15 protein-coding genes are annotated in these 15908 nt (G+C 66.8%); 8 read left to right on the forward strand and 7 right to left on the reverse strand.

Translation table 11 applies throughout. The features are described 5' to 3' along the window. Positions 1 to 53 precede the first annotated feature (53 nt). Positions 54 to 1232: a GGDEF domain-containing protein gene (locus WHX56_RS22370; protein ID WP_338879050.1), complete on the reverse strand. Its 1179-nt coding sequence runs from the start codon at positions 1230 to 1232 to the stop codon at positions 54 to 56. A 239-nt stretch (positions 1233 to 1471) separates the two neighbouring features. Between WHX56_RS22370 and WHX56_RS22375 the strand changes: the two genes are divergently transcribed. Continuing rightward, positions 1472 to 2449: a DNA/RNA non-specific endonuclease gene (locus WHX56_RS22375; protein ID WP_338879052.1), complete on the forward strand. Its 978-nt coding sequence runs from the start codon at positions 1472 to 1474 to the stop codon at positions 2447 to 2449. Between the two features lie 24 nt (positions 2450 to 2473). Here WHX56_RS22375 and WHX56_RS22380 read toward each other — a convergent pair whose 3' ends face one another. Further along, entirely contained in the window at positions 2474 to 2953 is a 480-nt protein-coding gene (locus WHX56_RS22380) for a VOC family protein (RefSeq protein WP_338879053.1), read from the reverse strand. Between the two features lie 235 nt (positions 2954 to 3188). Between WHX56_RS22380 and WHX56_RS22385 the strand changes: the two genes are divergently transcribed. The 4 genes from WHX56_RS22385 (at position 3189) to WHX56_RS22400 (ending at position 6870) form a co-directional block, all read left to right on the forward strand. Next, positions 3189 to 3803, forward strand: a complete 615-nt coding sequence (locus WHX56_RS22385) for a helix-turn-helix domain-containing protein (protein WP_287752688.1) — start codon at positions 3189 to 3191, stop codon at positions 3801 to 3803. 75 nt (positions 3804 to 3878) lie between these two features. Beyond that, positions 3879 to 5171: an MFS transporter gene (locus WHX56_RS22390; protein ID WP_129242217.1), complete on the forward strand. Its 1293-nt coding sequence runs from the start codon at positions 3879 to 3881 to the stop codon at positions 5169 to 5171. A 35-nt stretch (positions 5172 to 5206) separates the two neighbouring features. Then, positions 5207 to 6472, forward strand: a complete 1266-nt coding sequence (locus tag WHX56_RS22395; RefSeq protein ID WP_338879054.1) for an FAD-binding oxidoreductase — start codon at positions 5207 to 5209, stop codon at positions 6470 to 6472. A gap of 83 nt (positions 6473 to 6555) precedes the next feature. Continuing rightward, on the forward strand, positions 6556 to 6870 hold the full coding sequence (locus tag WHX56_RS22400; protein WP_422393670.1) for a cupin domain-containing protein: 315 nt from the start codon (positions 6556 to 6558) through the stop codon (positions 6868 to 6870). Between the two features lie 92 nt (positions 6871 to 6962). On the opposite strand, the gene WHX56_RS22405 is transcribed toward WHX56_RS22400, so the two are convergent. Genes WHX56_RS22405 through WHX56_RS22425 form a run of 5 tightly spaced genes read right to left on the reverse strand, consistent with a single transcriptional unit; the run spans position 6963 to position 12247 of the window. After that, positions 6963 to 8180 (reverse strand): CoA transferase, encoded by a 1218-nt coding sequence (locus WHX56_RS22405; RefSeq protein WP_338879056.1) that lies wholly within the window; start codon positions 8178 to 8180, stop codon positions 6963 to 6965. Next, positions 8177 to 9028, reverse strand: coding sequence for an FAS1-like dehydratase domain-containing protein (locus tag WHX56_RS22410; protein WP_338879057.1), 852 nt, complete (start codon positions 9026 to 9028; stop codon positions 8177 to 8179). Before WHX56_RS22410 ends, WHX56_RS22405 begins: the two co-directional genes overlap by 4 nt. After that, a complete protein-coding gene (locus WHX56_RS22415; protein ID WP_338879058.1) occupies positions 9025 to 10464 on the reverse strand; it encodes an aldehyde dehydrogenase family protein in 1440 nt (479 codons plus the stop codon). The genes WHX56_RS22410 and WHX56_RS22415 overlap by 4 nt, the downstream gene beginning before the upstream one ends. 14 nt (positions 10465 to 10478) lie before the next feature. Continuing rightward, entirely contained in the window at positions 10479 to 11237 is a 759-nt protein-coding gene (locus tag WHX56_RS22420; RefSeq protein ID WP_338879059.1) for a glucose 1-dehydrogenase, read from the reverse strand. A gap of 23 nt (positions 11238 to 11260) precedes the next feature. Further along, the gene (locus WHX56_RS22425; protein ID WP_338879060.1) at positions 11261 to 12247 is read right to left on the reverse strand and encodes a tripartite tricarboxylate transporter substrate binding protein; all 987 of its coding nucleotides are present in this window, start codon (positions 12245 to 12247) and stop codon (positions 11261 to 11263) included. Between the two features lie 124 nt (positions 12248 to 12371). Here WHX56_RS22425 and WHX56_RS22430 point away from each other — a divergent pair, with 124 nt between their 5' ends. The 3 genes from WHX56_RS22430 to WHX56_RS22440 all read left to right on the forward strand — a co-directional run bounded on the left by WHX56_RS22430 (position 12372) and on the right by WHX56_RS22440 (position 15902). Further along, on the forward strand, positions 12372 to 13274 hold the full coding sequence (locus WHX56_RS22430) for a LysR family transcriptional regulator (RefSeq protein ID WP_338879061.1): 903 nt from the start codon (positions 12372 to 12374) through the stop codon (positions 13272 to 13274). Between the two features lie 318 nt (positions 13275 to 13592). Next, on the forward strand, positions 13593 to 14894 hold the full coding sequence (locus tag WHX56_RS22435) for a UDP-N-acetylglucosamine 1-carboxyvinyltransferase (protein WP_129242209.1): 1302 nt from the start codon (positions 13593 to 13595) through the stop codon (positions 14892 to 14894). Between the two features lie 72 nt (positions 14895 to 14966). Beyond that, positions 14967 to 15902 (forward strand): SMP-30/gluconolactonase/LRE family protein, encoded by a 936-nt coding sequence (locus WHX56_RS22440; protein WP_287752699.1) that lies wholly within the window; start codon positions 14967 to 14969, stop codon positions 15900 to 15902. Positions 15903 to 15908: the final 6 nt, after the last annotated feature.

Consider the following 15908-nt stretch of genomic DNA (forward strand, 5'->3'; position numbering starts at 1 on the left):
TGGGGCAGGTCGAGCGCGGCGTCCAGGTAAGGCGTCACGCCCACCACGGACGGTCAGCCCGCCGCCACCCGCAGGGCCGCCGCGCCCGCGGCGACCAGCCGGTTGCCGCCCAGCGCCTTGGCGCGGTAGAGCGCCCGGTCCGCGGCCGCCAGCGCCTCGGCCAGCGGCGGCGCGTCCTGTTCGTATTGCGCCAGCCCGATGCTGACGGTGGCGGCGATCCCGATGTCGTCGACCCGATTGGATATCGTCTCGGCAAAGCGCCGCACGATGGATTCGCCCAGCGCCGGGGCGCGGTGGGCGGCGTCGCCCGACAGCAGCGCGGCGAATTCCTCCCCGCCGATGCGGGCCAGGATCGCGTCTTCCCCCAGCATGCCGCGGGCCGTTTCCGCGAAGGATTGCAGCACCTGGTCGCCCTTCTGGTGGCCGTAGCGGTCGTTGACGGCCTTGAACTGGTCGAGGTCGAACGCCAGCACGGCCACCGGCACCCGCCCTTTGCCGTCTTCGATGAGGCGCGCGCCCTGCTCGAAGAACCAGCGGCGGTTGCCCAGCCGGGTCAGGTAGTCCGTCTGGGATTCCCGGACGAGTTCGCCGTGGGTTTCCTCGCGGACGAGCTTGATCAGGGTCATGGGCAGCAGGATGGAATACAGCACGCCCTCGTACATGGTGAGGGTGCTGGCGGCCAGTTGCACGCCGGGCCCGTGCCTGGCCACCCACCAGGGCAGGATGAACGCCCGGGCGATATAGATCAGCGCGTGGATACCCGTAACCGCGGCGGCGATGCGCAGCGGCTTCAGCGCTTTCAACGCGTCGCAACGCAGCAGTTGCCAGGTCGTCGCCGCGCTCACGAGCGCGATGGGAAACGCGCTGACGTACTTCCAGAGGAAGTCTTCCCCTTCCGCGCCCGCCGCCGCCCACACCAGCGCCATGGCGATGAGCAGCGCGAACGACGCAGCGCGGTAGCGCTTGCCGCGCAATGAGGCGGCGCCGTTCATGACCAGCAGGTAGCCGCCGAGGACGATGAGATTGGCGGCGGCGGAGCCGAGCCCGCCGGGCGCCTGGCCGCGGAACAGCGCCGCCGTGCAGCCCAGCGCCAGCGTGGCGAACCCCGCCGCCAGGATCCGCAGCGACCCGCTGCGCTTGGGATGGGCCCGATGCTCCCAGAACGTCAGGCCCGCCGTGGCGAGCAGCGTTCCGATGATGATGAAGTAAAGGGTGAGGAGATCGACGTACATCGGGAACGTAGGGTATGGCGCCGGCGCGTCGCGGCGGCCAGCCGGAATTTTACGTTGGAAACCCCGCGGAAAGACGTAACCGACCCCCGGAGATCCCCCAGCCGAACGGCGTTTGGCCAGGCCTGGCAAGGCTTGGACGCCGGCCGGCCTGGCGCGCGTGCGTGGCAAATTTGCCACTCATCTACAATCCTTGGCCATGCCGGCCGTGGACGCGGCCGGGCGGTAGCTCACAGGTAGTAATGACGCGCGCGAAGAAATCCCCCGCCAAGAAAAGAAGTTCCCCCAGCAGATCCCCGGCCCGGGCCAGCGCCCGTTCCGGCGGCCGTTTCCCCCGGTTCCTGAAAGCCCTGCTGTTCTCGTCCCTGGCGAGTTTCGGCGCCGCCACTTATGTGTTGAATCCACAATGGCGGATCCCGGCGCCGGTGCAGGAGGCGCTGGGCCACCTGGGATGGCCGCAGCCCCGGCCCCAGGCGCGGGAACCTGCGCGGGAACCGACGCGTCCGCGCGAACAGGCGCCCCCCGCGGCGGTGCCGACCGCGGCGCCCGCCGGCGCGCCCGCCCAAACGATGTTCGCGGAATGCCGGCAGTTCTTTCCGCACTCGCGCCCGCCGGAGGTGCCGGGCAGCCAGAAGCTGCGCGAGGTGTGCTTTTCCGCCTTCGCCATCCTGCACAACGGCCAGACGAAAACGCCGGTTTTCGTGGCGGAACGCCTGAACCGCCAGATGCTGACTCAGGCCCAGGGGCTGCGCCGGACGGACAAGTTCTACGCCGAAGCGCGGCTGCCGCGCGCGGAACGGGCCGAACTGGACGATTACCGGGGATCGGGCTTTTCGCGCGGGCACATGGCACCGGCCGGGGACATGTCCACGCCCGAGGCGATGGCGCAGAGCTTTTCGCTGGCCAACATGGTGCCGCAGGACCAGATCCACAACGGCGGCGCGTGGAGCAGCATCGAGCAGGACACCCGCAAGTACGTCATGCGCGCCGCCGGCGACGTGTACGTCTTCACGGGCCCGGTCTATGCCGACAAGCCGAAGACCATCGGCGCCGGCGTGGCCGTGCCCAGCTATGTTTACAAGGTCGTGTACGACGCTACCTCGGGCCGCTCCTGGGTGCACTGGCAGGCGAACGCCGCCAGCACCAAGGCCGGGCCGCCGATCAGCTATGAAGAGTTCGTGCGGCGCACGGGATTGAAACTGCTGCCGGCCGGAGGTTGAAACCCGGCGCAAAAAACTAGCGCGTTACCCGCGCCGCGCCGCCTCGATCGTCGCGATGTCGATCTTCCCCATGGTCATCATCGCCTCGAAGGCGCGCTTGGCCGCCGCGGGATCCGGATCGGAGATCGCTTCGATCAGCACCCGCGGCGTGATCTGCCAGGACAGGCCCCACTTGTCCCGGCACCAGCCGCACTCGCTCTCCTGCCCGCCGTTGCCGACGATGGCGTTCCACAGGCGGTCGGTCTCGGCCTGGTCTTCGGTGGACACCTGAAAGGAAAAGGCTTCGCTGTGCTTGAACGCGGTGCCGCCGTTCAAGCCCACGCAGGGAATGCCGATCACGGTGAACTCCACCGTCAGCACGTCCCCCTGCTTGCCCGAGGGGTAGTCGCCAGGCGCGCGCAATATCTTGCCCACCGCGCTGTCCGGAAACGTCAGGGCGTAGAACTGCGCGGCGTCCAGGGCGTCGCGGTCGTACCAGAGGCAAATCGTATTCTTGCTGGCCATCCTGGTTCTCCTGTCGATGACGAGTCGGCGCCGCGGCGCCCGGCCGGCGGGCGCACGCGGCGTTGAGGGATACCGGTAAGGGGAGAATAGCCCCAGGCTCCGCGCACGCGGGTTACGAAGCTTTGGGAAATGCGGCCGGAGCCTCCGTCTAGGGGTATTCCCGATCCCATATTGTGGCGAAAGTGAAATCTGCTTAATATTTTTGAAGTGAGAGTGAAATACAAACCAGGTTTTCATGAAAATCGATAAGCCCGAAGACAGCCCGGCCGCCGCCGACGAACACGACAAGGCGCTGGGCGAGCGCCTGCGCGCCGCGCGCCTTTCGCAAGGCCTGAAGCTGAAGGACGTGGCCGAACGCACCGAGATGTCCATCGCGCTGATCAGCCAGGTCGAGCGCGGCATCAGCTCTCCTTCCATGCGCAGCCTGCGGGCGATCTGCCACGCCCTGGGCGTCGACGGAGCCAGCCTGCTGGCCCCCGCCCCCAGCGGTCCGGCCAACGACGACCAGAACGAATTCACGGTCCGGATGTCCGCGCGCAAGCCGCTGAAGCTGGGCAACAACGGCGTGACCAAGTACCGCATCACGCCCAGTAGCTGCGCCGCGCTGGAAGGCTTCCTGATGGAGCTGGAACCGGGCGCCGCCTCGGACCCCGGCTTCCTGGTGCAGGCCAGCGACAAGATCGGCTACGTGCTCACCGGCAAGCTCCAGATCTTCGTCGACGACAAATCCTTTCTGCTGGAAGCCGGCGACAGCTACGGTTTTTCCGGCAGCCACCCCTACCGGTGGCAGAACGGTTGGGACCAGAAGACCGTCTTCCTGGTCGTCAACAGCACCCATTTCTACGTCTGACCCCCTCTTCATTTCTTCACCCGCGTTCCAGCACATGACAGGCCGGCAAACGGCCCTGCAAGGGAAAACACCGCAATGAATTCGTCTTCAGCATCGATCGGCGTGCGCCCGGCGCGCGTCCCCGCGCGCAAAGGCAAGCTGCGCGACATCGTGGCCGCCAACATCGGCGCCTTCTTCGAGTGGTACGACCTGCTGGTCTACGCGCTGTTCGCGCTGCCGATCTCGCGGCTGTTCTTCCCGTCCGACGATCCGCAGACCGCGCTGCTGTTCAGCTTCCTCACCTTCGCCAGTTCCTACCTGATCCGCCCGGTGGGCGCCGTGCTGCTGGGCATCTACGCCGACAAGAAAGGGCGCAAGGCCGCCCTGTCGCTGACCGCCACGCTGATGCTGATCGGCACCGCGCTGATGGCGCTCATCCCCACCTACGCCACCATCGGCGCCCTGGCGCCGGTGGCCCTGGTGGCCGGCCGCCTGCTGCAGGGCTTTTCCGCCGGCGGCGAGTTCGGCACGGCGAACTCCTACCTGACGGAACAGAATCCCAAGCTGAAGGCGTTCCTGGCCAGCCTGCAGTTCTCGACCACCGGCCTGGCCCTGGTCGTGTCCGCGCTGTTCGCCTACTTCATCAACCATTACCTGACCGAAGCGCAGATCGATAGCTGGGGCTGGCGCCTGCCCTTCGTCTTCGGCTGCCTGATCGGCCCGGTCGCCCTCTACATTCGTTTCAAGATCAATGAAACGCCCGAGTTCGACGGCGAAAAGGCGCAGCGCGCCGCGCCCCTGCGCGAGACCTTCCGCCTGCACAAGCGCTACCTGCTTCTGGGCGCGCTGATCGTGGCCGCCGGCAACGTGGCCAGCTACCTCAACATCTACATGCCGACCTTCGCGATCAACAACCTCGGCATCTCGAAGGACGACGCGTTCGTCGCGTCGATCTGCAGCGGCCTGGTGTGCACCTTCCTGCCCATGCTGGGCGGGCTGGCCGCCGACCGCTACGGCGCGGTCAAGACCATGGCCAGCGCGCTGGTGCTGGGGCTGATCATCATCGTGCCCAGTTTCAAGGTGCTGACGGGCACGCCGTCGTTCGGGTCGCTGGTGCTGTTCCAGTGCCTGATGTCGCTGGTGTTCTACAGCTTCTATTTCGCGCCGGTCGGCTCGCTCCTGGCGCAATTGTTCCCCACCTCGTGCCGCACCACCGGCGTGTCGATCGCCTACGTTGCCTCGCAGACCTTCTTCGGCGGCATCACCCCGGTGGTCGTGGGCTTCCTGGTGACGCGCACCGGCACGATCATGTCGCCCGCCTACTACCTGATCGCGATCGGGCTCGTCGCCATCGTGGCGCTGGCCAGCGTGCGCGCCAAGGTCCGCTGAACTTCCGCCAACCCCTTTCGAACGCATTCCGGCTCATGGACACCCGCATTCCCTCCCAAGTCGACGTCGCCGTCATCGGCGGCGGCATCATCGGCATCAGCACCGCCCTGGCCCTGGCACGCGCGGGCCTGCGCGTCGCCGTCTTCGAAAAAGGCGCCATCGCCGGAGAACAGTCCTCGCGCAACTGGGGCTGGATCCGCTCGGTGGGGCGCGATCACCGCGAACTGCCGCTGGCGCTGCGCGCCAACGCCCTGTGGCGCGAATTGCAGCAGCAGGCCGACGTGGGCTACCGGCAGCGCGGCCTCGCCTACCTGGGCGGCAGCCCCGCCGACATGCAGGGCCATGCCAAATGGCTGGAATCCGCGCGTCCCTACTCGGTGCCCGCCCGGCTGGTGGACGCGGCGGACCTGCCCGCCCTGCTCGGCGCGCAGAGCGCGCGCAACTGGGCCGGGGCGCTCTACAACCCCGAGGACGGCGTGGCCGAACCGCAACTGGCCACGGCGGCGATCGCCGGGCTGGCGCGGGCGGCGGGCTGCCAGATATTCGAAGGCTGCGCCGTGCGCGGCCTGGACCTGGCGGCGGGCAAGGTCCGCGGCGTCGTCACCGAACGCGGCACAGTCGGAGCGGAGGCCGCGGTGCTGGCGGGCGGCGCCTGGTCGCGGCTGTTCTGCGGCAATAGCGGCGTGTCGTTCCCGCAGCTCAAGGTGCATGCGTCGGTGCTGCGCACCACGCCGCTGGAGACCGGCATGGACCTGGCCATCAACGGCGGCGATTTCACCTGCCGCAAGCGCGCCGACGGCGGCTATACGGTCTCGCAGTTGGGGGCTTCCACGGCCGACCTGACGCCCGACAGCATCCGGCTGATGCGCCAGTTCCTGCCGGCCTGGATGGCCGAGCGCAAGTACCTGAAGCTGCGCGTGGGCCGGCGCTTCCTCGACGAACTGAGGATGCCGCGGCGTTTCGCGCTGGACGCGCCCACGCCGTTCGAACAACACCGCATCCTCGACCCGCAACCCGGCATGGCGGCCATTTCGGTTGCCCTGGAAAAGCTCAAGGCGGCCTTCCCCGCCTTCGCGCCGGCCCGCGTGGCCGCCGCCTGGGCCGGCATGATCGACGTCACGCCCGACGCCCTGCCCGTGATGTCCGCGGTCGACGCGGTGCCGGGGTTCTTCCTGGCTTCCGGATTCTCGGGCCACGGTTTCGGCATCGGCCCCGCCGCCGGCGAATTGATGAGCGAACTGGTCCAGGGCAAGACGCCCACCGTGGACCCCGCGGCCTTCCGGCTGTCGCGTTTCGCGTAGCCCCCCCATTTTTGCCCTAGCTCCATGGAGAGAACGCAGTGCCTGACAACAACGCGCGACTGATCCGCTTCAACGGCGGCCCGATGGTCGATCCCGTTCCCGGCAAACCCAAGCAGCCGCTCACCGGCGACGCCTCCTTCCTCAGCGTCAAGGCCTTCGACCACGCGCAGGCGCGCGCCGGCGTGTGGGAAAGCACCGCGGGCACGTTCCAGGCCAACAACGCCGGGTATATCGAGTTCGGCTACATCGTCGAAGGCAGTTGCCGCCTGGTCGATCCGGACGGCACCGTGCACGCGCTGGCCGTGGGCGATGCGTTCGTCATGCCCGAGGGATACACGGGCCGCTGGGAAGTGGATCAGGCCGTCAAGAAGATCTATTTCATCAGCGTGACGCAATAGCGGTTAACGGCAAGGCCGGGCCATGCGCGCAGCGGATCGACGCGCCCGTGGCCTGCGCACAGCCGCTCCGGACGGCGACCGCCACGCCGCTGTCAGGACGGTTCTGCCGCCGGGCAGCCGTGAGCAGCGCCCTCCTCTATCAGCCGTTCGATCGCATCGTCGCCATACCCGATCTCCACCAGGATCTCCTCGGTATGCTGGCCCAGCCTTGGCGCCGGCAGCCAATCCTTGCGCATGCCGGCAGACATGCTATTGGCGGGCTGGATCTCCAGAATGGTGCCTTCCGTGGGATGCTCCCGCTCCTGGAACAATCCCGCGTCCCGCAGGTGCGGATCATCGAACAGCATCTCCAGGGTGTTGTATGGCGCCGCAGGCACGTCGGCCACGCGGAAAATCTCCATCCATTCGGTGGTAGACCGGCGCGCAATGGCCTCGCCGCGTATCCGGAAATACTCGCGCACATGCTTGAAGCGCGCCGCCACCGACCGGAAACGCGGGTCCGATTTCAACTCTGGCATGCCAATCGCATCGAACAGCGCGTGGGCCTGTCCGTCCGTGTTGGCCGAGATGCAGATGTACCCGTCCAGCGTGCGGATGGGCCGGTTATCCGAGTCCAGCACCCGCGGGTCGCCCGTCTCGCCCAGCGGCGGCACGAAGCTGCGTTGGTACATATGCTCGGTCATCACCTGGGTCACCATATTTTCGTACATCGGAACCTCGATTCGCTGCCCTTCCCCGGTGCGCGCCTTGTGATAAAGCGCCATGGCGATCAGTTGAACAGCGATCAGGCCCGCCGTTCTGTCGGCCAGGACATAAGGCACATAGGCCGGCGCGCCCGTCATTCTGCGGTTCAGATCGGCCACGCCGCTGACGCCCTGGATGATGGAGTCGTACGCTGGCATGTCACGGTAACGGCCTTGCTGGCCAAAGCCGAACATCCCGCAGTAGATGATGTCGGGTTTGATGCGGCGAACCGTGTCGTAATCGAGGCCGAGGCGACTCATGGAAGCCGGCCGCACATTCCACAGCAGCACGTCGGCGCTCTCGATCAGTTTTCCAAGCGCCGCATGCCCGGCCGGCCGTTTCAGGTCCAGGCAGATGGCGCGCTTGTTGCGGTTCAGGTGCAGGTACTTGGGCGACATCCCAGGATTGCGGCCCTTTCCCGCCAAATAGCGCCCGATGTCGCCCGCCGGCCCTTCCACTTTGATGACATCCGCACCGTGATCAGCAAGGATCTGCGTGGCCAGCGGACCCACAACCACCGATGTCAGATCGACGATCCGCACGCCCTCCAGACAGCCACCGCTCATGCCGGCACCTCCGTTACCTGGACCTCGACGGCGATCTCGCCACTGTCGTCGCGCGCCAGCAACCAGCGCTGTTCGCCGCGGCTGACGGCATGCAGGCTGATCGCCCGACCGGCGAAGAGCGGCTTACAGTTGCGCGAGGCCGACGCGCCCAGTCGCCATCCCAGCCGCGCGGCATAGTCCCAGAGCAGAAGCAGCGTCAGCCCGCCGTTGACCACCAGGCCCGGGTAATGCTCGGTGCCCGTGGCATAGTCGCGGTCGTAATGGATGCGGTGAGCATTGAACGTGATAGCCGAGTAGCGGAACAACATGACTGGATCCGGCGACAGCGTAATCACCGGGGCCAGGGCCCGCTCTGGCGGCGGCGCGGGGCGCCCGGCGGCAGGCTGACTTGCCGCGTCCGGTGCTTCGCGGTAGACGATGTCCTGCTCTTCGATGACAGCCACTCCCTCCGAACCGCTGATTTCGTGGCGCACCGTGACAAAGCACATCTGCCCGGAACGGCCGGTCTTGGGTGTGATGGCAATGACCTCCGACGATTTTCCGACGGCGTCGCCGATGCGCAAGGGCCGCAAGAACTGCACGCGGCGGCCGGCGAACATACGGCGCGGCAGCGGCACGGGCGGCAGGAAATCGCCCTTGACCGGATGCCCGTCCGCGCCGATCTGCCGCTGCGGGACGGTTTCGCCGAACAGCATCGGATACCAGTGGGCTGGCAAGATCTGTCCGGTCCGGGTGTCGGTATCGCAATCGAGCAGCGCGGCCATGCGCGCGGCCAGCACGGCCGGCACATCGGCTTGCCGAGTCTCTCGCCTACCGATCCAGGCCTGCAAGGCGCTCAGGTCGGTCATGACGACACCCGCATGACGACAGTCTTGATCTGGGTGTAGTGATGCAGGGCTTCGGCCCCCTTCTCGCGCCCATAGCCCGAATTCTTGAAGCCGCCGAAAGGCGCGTCGACGCCGCCGCCATGGTAGTTGTTTACATAGACCTGGCCGGCTTCGAGCGCGCCTGCCATGCGCAGCGCTCGGTTGACGTCGCGCGTCCAGACGGCCGCCGCGAGCCCGTATTCGGTACCGTTGGCGATCTCGACCGCCTCGGCTTCGTCGTCAAAGGCAATCACGCTGAGCACCGGCCCGAATATCTCTTCGCGCGCCACGCGCATATCCGGCCTCACCTCGATCAGCACGGTGGGCGCAATGAACCACCCCTTGGGGCCGGCGCCTTCCGGCCGGCCACCGCCGCAGGCGATACGGGCGCCTTCGTCGCGCGCGATATCCAGATAAGACAGGACGCGCCCGTACTGGTCGCGCGTGGTCAGCGGCCCCATCGTGGCGCCGTAGCGCGTATCGCCGACCTTCTCCTGAGCGGCCAATTCCGCCAGTCCGGCGACGAAGCGGTCATGGATGCCCCGCTGGACCAGCAAACGGGATCCTGCCGAGCAGATCTGTCCGGCGTTGCCCATGATGGCGCCATAGGCGGCGGGAATCGCGGCCTCCAGATCGGCATCGTCGAACACCACATTGGCCGACTTTCCGCCTAGTTCCAGGCTCAGGGGAATGATGCGCTCCGCCGCCATGGCGCCGACCTGCCTGCCGCCGCGCACTGAACCGGTAAACGTCACCTTGCGCACCAGCGGATGCGCCACCAGCGCCGCGCCGGCCTCGGCCCCGAAACCCGGCACCACGTTCAACACGCCCGGAGGCAGGCCGGCCTCGCTGGCGATACGCGCCAGTTCCAGGCAGGAGAACGGCGTCTCCTCCGAGGGCTTGACCACGGTCGTGTTGCCCGCGATCAAGGCAGGGGCAATGCCGCGCGACGCCTGCTGCAACGGCGAATTCCAAGGGACGATATTGCCGCAGACGCCGTAGGGTTCGCGCACGGTATAGGTGTGCGAACCGGGATCGCCGACCAGCGTTTCCCCACCCAAGGAATGTGCCAGGTCCGCGTAGTAGTCGAAGTAGCGGGCTGTAACGACGACGTCATTGCGCGAACGCGCCAGGGCCTTGCCGGTCTCGCGCGCCTGCAGCGCCGCCAGCGACTCTGTCTCCGCGCGAATCGCGGCCGCCACTTGCCGCATGATTTCGGCACGGCGAGTCACGCCCAGCGCCCTCCAGGACGGGAACGCCGCCTGCGAGTCGCGCACGGCCGCGTCGATATCGGCCGCGGAGCCCCGGGCCACCGAAGTCAGATTTTCTTCGGTTGCGGGATCGGTCTTGTCGAAATACCGGCCGTCGGATGGCGCCCGCCACTGGCCATGAATAAAGTGTTGGTATTGCTGCTTCATCTTTGTCTCGCCTCTCAGTTCATCGTCATGCCGCCGTCGACCGTGATGTTCTGCCCGGTCATCATGCCCGCGCGGGGACTCAGCAGGTAGGAAACGGCGCCCGCCACATCGCCGGGCTGCAGGTCGCGGTGCAAGGCCCGCGCCTCGCGCGCGCCGGCGCGCTGGGCCTCGCGCTGCCCCGCCTCGCTCATGACTCCGTCGCTCAATGTGAAGCCCGGAGAAACAGTGTTGACCCGGATGCCGGACTCGCCCAGTTCGCGCGCCAGCACGCGGGTCATGGCAAGCACCGCGCCCTTGCTGGCCACGTACTGCAACAGCAGGGGGTTGCCCTTGGCAACGGAGGCCGAGGCAATGTTGACGATGGCCCCTGTTCCTGCCTTGCGCATCGCCGGCGACACCAGACGGCAGCAATGCCATACGCCCTCTACATTGACCTCGAACACGCGCCGCCACTCTTCCGGGCTGATCTCCTCGAACGGCTTTTTCTTCAAGGAGGTATAGATGCCGGCGTTGTTCACCAGGCCATCGATGCGGCCGTGAATGGAGAGTGCCAGATCGACCATGGACTGGACCTGCGCCGGATCGCTGACATCGACGTCGCACCCATGCGCCTTGCTGCCCAAGGAGCGCGCCGCCTCCGCCGCGCCCCGCAGGTCGGCGATCAGAACATCGAAACCATCCTCGATCAACTGGCTGGCAATAGCCTTGCCGATGCCCTGGGCCGCTCCGGTCACCACCGCCAGGCGCGGGCCCTGTTGCGTACTGCTTTGCATTGTCTTCCTTCCTCTCTCTATGTTTAGTTCAGCGTGGCACCCGAGTCCTGCGCGATGCGGCCCCAGCGCTCCTTTTCCGTCACCACGAACCGGGCGAAGTCCTCCGGCGAGCTGATGACCGGTTCAGCCCCGATCGCGTTGAGTTTTTCCCTGATCTCGGGCGTATGGAACTTGGCGTTCAGAGCCTGTTCGATCTGCTTGACCAGCGGGGCCGGCATACCCTTTGGCGCCCACAGGCCGTACCAATTCGTCAGCGCATATGACGGCAACGCGGCCTCTTTCATCGTCGGCACGTCTGGCAGCATGGAAGACCGCTCGGGCGTCGTCACGGCAAGCGCCTTGAGTTTCCCGGCCTTGACGTAGGCAAGCGATGACGTCATGGAGTCGAACATCATTTGCACCTGCCCGCCCATCAAGTCGGTCAGGGCCGGCGCGCTTCCCTTGTAGGGCACGTGCAGGATGTCCACGCCCGCCTCCTTCTTGAACAGCTCGGCGGCCAGATGCGGAGCGCCGCCATTGCCGGCCGAGGCGAACGCCACTTTGCCGGGATGGTCCTTGATGTACTGGATCAGCTCGGGCACATTGTTCACCGGCAGGGAAACGGGCACCAGCAGGGCCAAGGGCACCTGAACCAGTTGCGTCACGGGGGTAAAACTGTCGATGACGTCGAAGCTCACCTGCTTGAAGATCGCGGGATAGATAACGTGGGCCGAAGCATTGACCAGCAGCGTCGCGCCGTCCGGACGAGCGCGCGCAACCATGTCGGCCCCGACCATTCCCCCCGCGCCGGATTTGTTCTCGACCACCACCGATACGCCCAGCGAGCGGCCCAGTTCGTCGGCCGCCAGGCGTGCGGCGATATCCGTCGGACCGCCGGGCGGGTAGGGAACGATCATGCGCACCGGATTGGCCGGGTACTGGCCGGCCCAGGCCGCCGACGCGGCGAAGAAGAGGATGCCCGCGCAGGCTCTGCGAAGGCGGCGCATGTCGGCATTGAAGTATTGGCTCATGTTGTCTCCTGACCCATTTCATCGTTGGAATGGAAAAGGAGTGTAGGCAGCGCTACTGCCTGAGTAAAATGCATTCGATTCGCCTTTTTATGCATTTCATACATAAATTTAGCAAGAGGCTCCTGTGCACAATTTCGACATCCTGGGGCTTGAGGCTTTTGTCGCCATCGCGGACCTGGGCAGCTTTACGCGCGCCGCCGAATACCTCCATATCTCGCAGACCGCGCTCAGCCGGCGCCTGTCCAAGCTCGAAGCCGCCGTTGGCGGCATGTTGATCGCGCGCAGCACGCGCAGCCTGCAGCTCACCCAACCGGGAACCCTCTTCCTGCCCCGCGCCCGCAGGCTGGTGCGGGAACTCTCGGCCGCCATGCAGGAATTGAAGGACAGCACCATGCATGGCTATGGGCAGGTCGTTTTCGGCTGCCTGCCCACAATCACCGCCAACCTGCTGTCGCCGGTGATCGCGGAATATGGGCGCGCCTTCCCGCGCAACCGGCTCCAGATCCTGGACCGTTCGGCCACCGAGATCCGCGAGGCCGTGCAACGCGGCGACGCGGAGTTCGGGATATCCGTATTGCCCAAGGATACGGACGGCCTGATCCGCCATCCTCTCTTTGCCGACCCCATGGTTCTGGCTTGCCCCGTCCAGCATGCTTTCGCGCGCCGCAAAACGGTGTCATGGAGCGAACTGAGCAACCAGAGCCTGATCGGCATAGGCGCGCTGAGCGGGCTGCGCGTGCAGATCGAAATGGTGGCCAAGCAGCATGCCTTCGATATCCGGCACGCCTATGAGGTACAGCACCTGGCTACTGCGGTGGGCCTGGCGGCGGGCGGCGCGGGAATTGCCGTGTTGCCTCGGGGCGCGTGTTCGGGCCTGGGCGCCAGCGGGCTGAAGCTAATACCATTGGTCAAACCACGCGTCGAACGCATCATCGAGGTCTTCGTGCGCGAAGGACACACCCTCTCCCCGGCCGCAAAGCCGCTGTTCCAATTGCTCAAGCAGCGGCTGGCCGTCCCCGCGGCGTGACCTGCCCCCCCCTCCATGCATACCATCGCCATCGTCGCCTTCGAGGACATCAGCCTTTTCACCTGTCCTGGGGTGGCGATTTCGCGAGACGCTTTCCACAGGTCAGGCTGGACCGCAAGTCCCTGTATCTGGACGACGGCGAGGTCCTCACGTCGACCAGCAGCACGCCAGGTGTATTCCCCAGCCCGCCGGCGCTGGCCGGCCGCGCACGTCGCAAAAGCTCGCCCTCTGACACGATTGGAAATTCCTCCGGAATTGGGGGCAGCACGCCGACGCTACAATTCCCGCCACCGCTTTCCAACCGCAGCGTCCTTCTTCATGTCCAACCTCATCGTCCACGGCGGCACGCCCCTGCGCGGCCGCGTCATTCCTTCGGCCAACAAGAACGCGGTGCTGCCCGTGCTGTGCGCCACCCTGTTGACCGACCAGCCGCTGCGCCTGCATGGCGTGCCGGACATCACCGACGTCCGCAAGATCCTGGACATCTTCCGCACCCTGGGCAGCGACGTCCGGCTGGACGAGGCCACGCGCACGCTGGACCTGCACCACCGCGACACGGCGTTCGACGCCGCGGAACACCGGCTGCCCGAGGAAATGCGCTCGTCGATCATGCTGGTGCCGCCGCTGCTGGCGCGCTTCGGCGTGGCGCGGCTGGAAGACAACGTCAAGGGCTGCACGCTGGGCGTGCGCGAGATCGACCCGCACGTGGACATCTTCCGCTCGTTCGGCGGCGAGGTGGAACGCGCCAGCGGTTCGCTGCTGGTGCGCAGCAGCGGCCCGTTGAAGCCGACCCACCACTGGCTGGACTACGCCTCGGTGACCACGACCGAGAACTTCGTGCTGTGCGCCGCCGCCGCGCAGGGTGAATCCACCCTGACCAACGCCGCCTCCGAACCGCACGTGCAGGAGTTCTGCCGCTTCATGGCGATGATGGGCGCCGATATCGACGGCATCGGCACCTCGCGCCTGACGGTGCGCGGCGGCGCCCGGCTGCGGGGCGGCGAATTCACTTTCGAAGAAGACTTCCACGAAATCACCACCTTCCTCGCGCTGGGCGCGATCACGGGCGGCGACGTGGTGGTGCGCAACAGCACCCCGGGCAACTTTCCGCTGATCGACCGCACGTTCGCCAAGTTCGGCGTGCAGATCGTGCATGAAAACGGCTGGTCCCGCGCGCTGCGACAGGGGCCGCTGAAGGTGCAGACGCCCTTCACCAGCAACGTGCTGACCAAGGTCGAGGCGGCGCCGTGGCCGTACTTCCCGGTGGACCTGCTGCCGATCTTCATCGCGCTGGGCGTGTGCGCGCAGGGCAACGCCATGTTCTGGAACAAGGTCTACGACGGCGCGCTGGGCTGGACCGGCGAGCTGTCGAAGTTCGGCGCGCACGTCTTTTCGTCGGACCCCCACCGGGTCATCACCTTCGGCGGCACGCCGCTGACGCCGGCGGTGGTGGAAAGCCCCTACATCATCCGGGTCGCGATCGCGCTCTTCATGATCGCCAGCAGCATCGACGGCCGCTCGGAAATCCGCAACGCCACCCCGATCCGCCGCGCGCACCCGCGCTTCGTCGAAAACCTGCGCAGCCTCGGCGTGCAGGTCGAATGGACCAGCGAGGAATAGTCCAGCCGGCCGGCGCGGGCCTATACTTTCCAGACCCGCACGCTCCGTTGCGCGAAACGGGAGGAGGTCTCCATGTGGCAGCCCAGCGAGAGCTATCCGGATCCGGCCATCGAGGTGCTCGATCCCCGTTTCCTGAAATACCGCATCGGCAACGCGGCGGTCGAGCGCCTGGCGACGGGCGCCCGCTACGGGGAAGGGCCTGTCTGGTTCGGCGACGGCAGATATCTGCTGTGGAGCGACATCCCGAACAACCGCATCATGCGATGGGACGAGGAAAGCGGCGCCGTGTCCGTCTACCGCGGCCACTCGGGCCACGCCAACGGCAACACGCGGGACCGCCACGGCCGCCTGTTGACCTGCGAACACGGCGGGCGCCGGGTGGTGCGCACGGAATACGACGGAACCTTGACGGTGCTGGCCGACCGGTACGAGGGACGGCGGCTGAACTCGCCCAACGACATCGTCGTGAAAAGCGACCATTCGATCTGGTTCACGGATCCCGTCTTCGGCATTCTCAACAATTACGAGGGATACAAGTCGGAGCCCGAACTGCCGACCCACGTGTACCGGCTCGACCCGGGCACCGGCCGACTGGAGGTGGTCGCCTCGGACATCCTGAATCCGAACGGGCTGTGCTTTTCGCCCGACGAAAGCCTACTGTACATCGCCGAAAACGGCTGCCAGCCCAACCGCATCCGGGTCTACGAAGTCCGGGACGGCCGGACGCTGGCGCAGGCGCGCACTTTCGTGGACGCGGGCGAACAGGGCATACCCGACGGCATGCGCTGCGACACGGACGGCAATGTCTGGGCCGGCTGGGGGCCGGGCCCGGCGCTGAACGGGGTGATGGTGTTCGCGCCGGACGGCGTGCCGATAGGCCGCATCGCCCTGCCCGACCGCTGCGCCAACCTGTGCTTCGGCGGCGCCCGGCGCAACCGGCTCTTCATGGCGGCCGGCCAATGCCTCTACGCGCTGTACGTGGACGCGGCGGGCGCCGCGCGCCCCTGAGGGCCG

Origin of the sequence: Achromobacter veterisilvae (assembly GCF_037619525.1) — a bacterium.
GTDB lineage: Bacteria > Pseudomonadota > Gammaproteobacteria > Burkholderiales > Burkholderiaceae_B > Achromobacter > Achromobacter veterisilvae.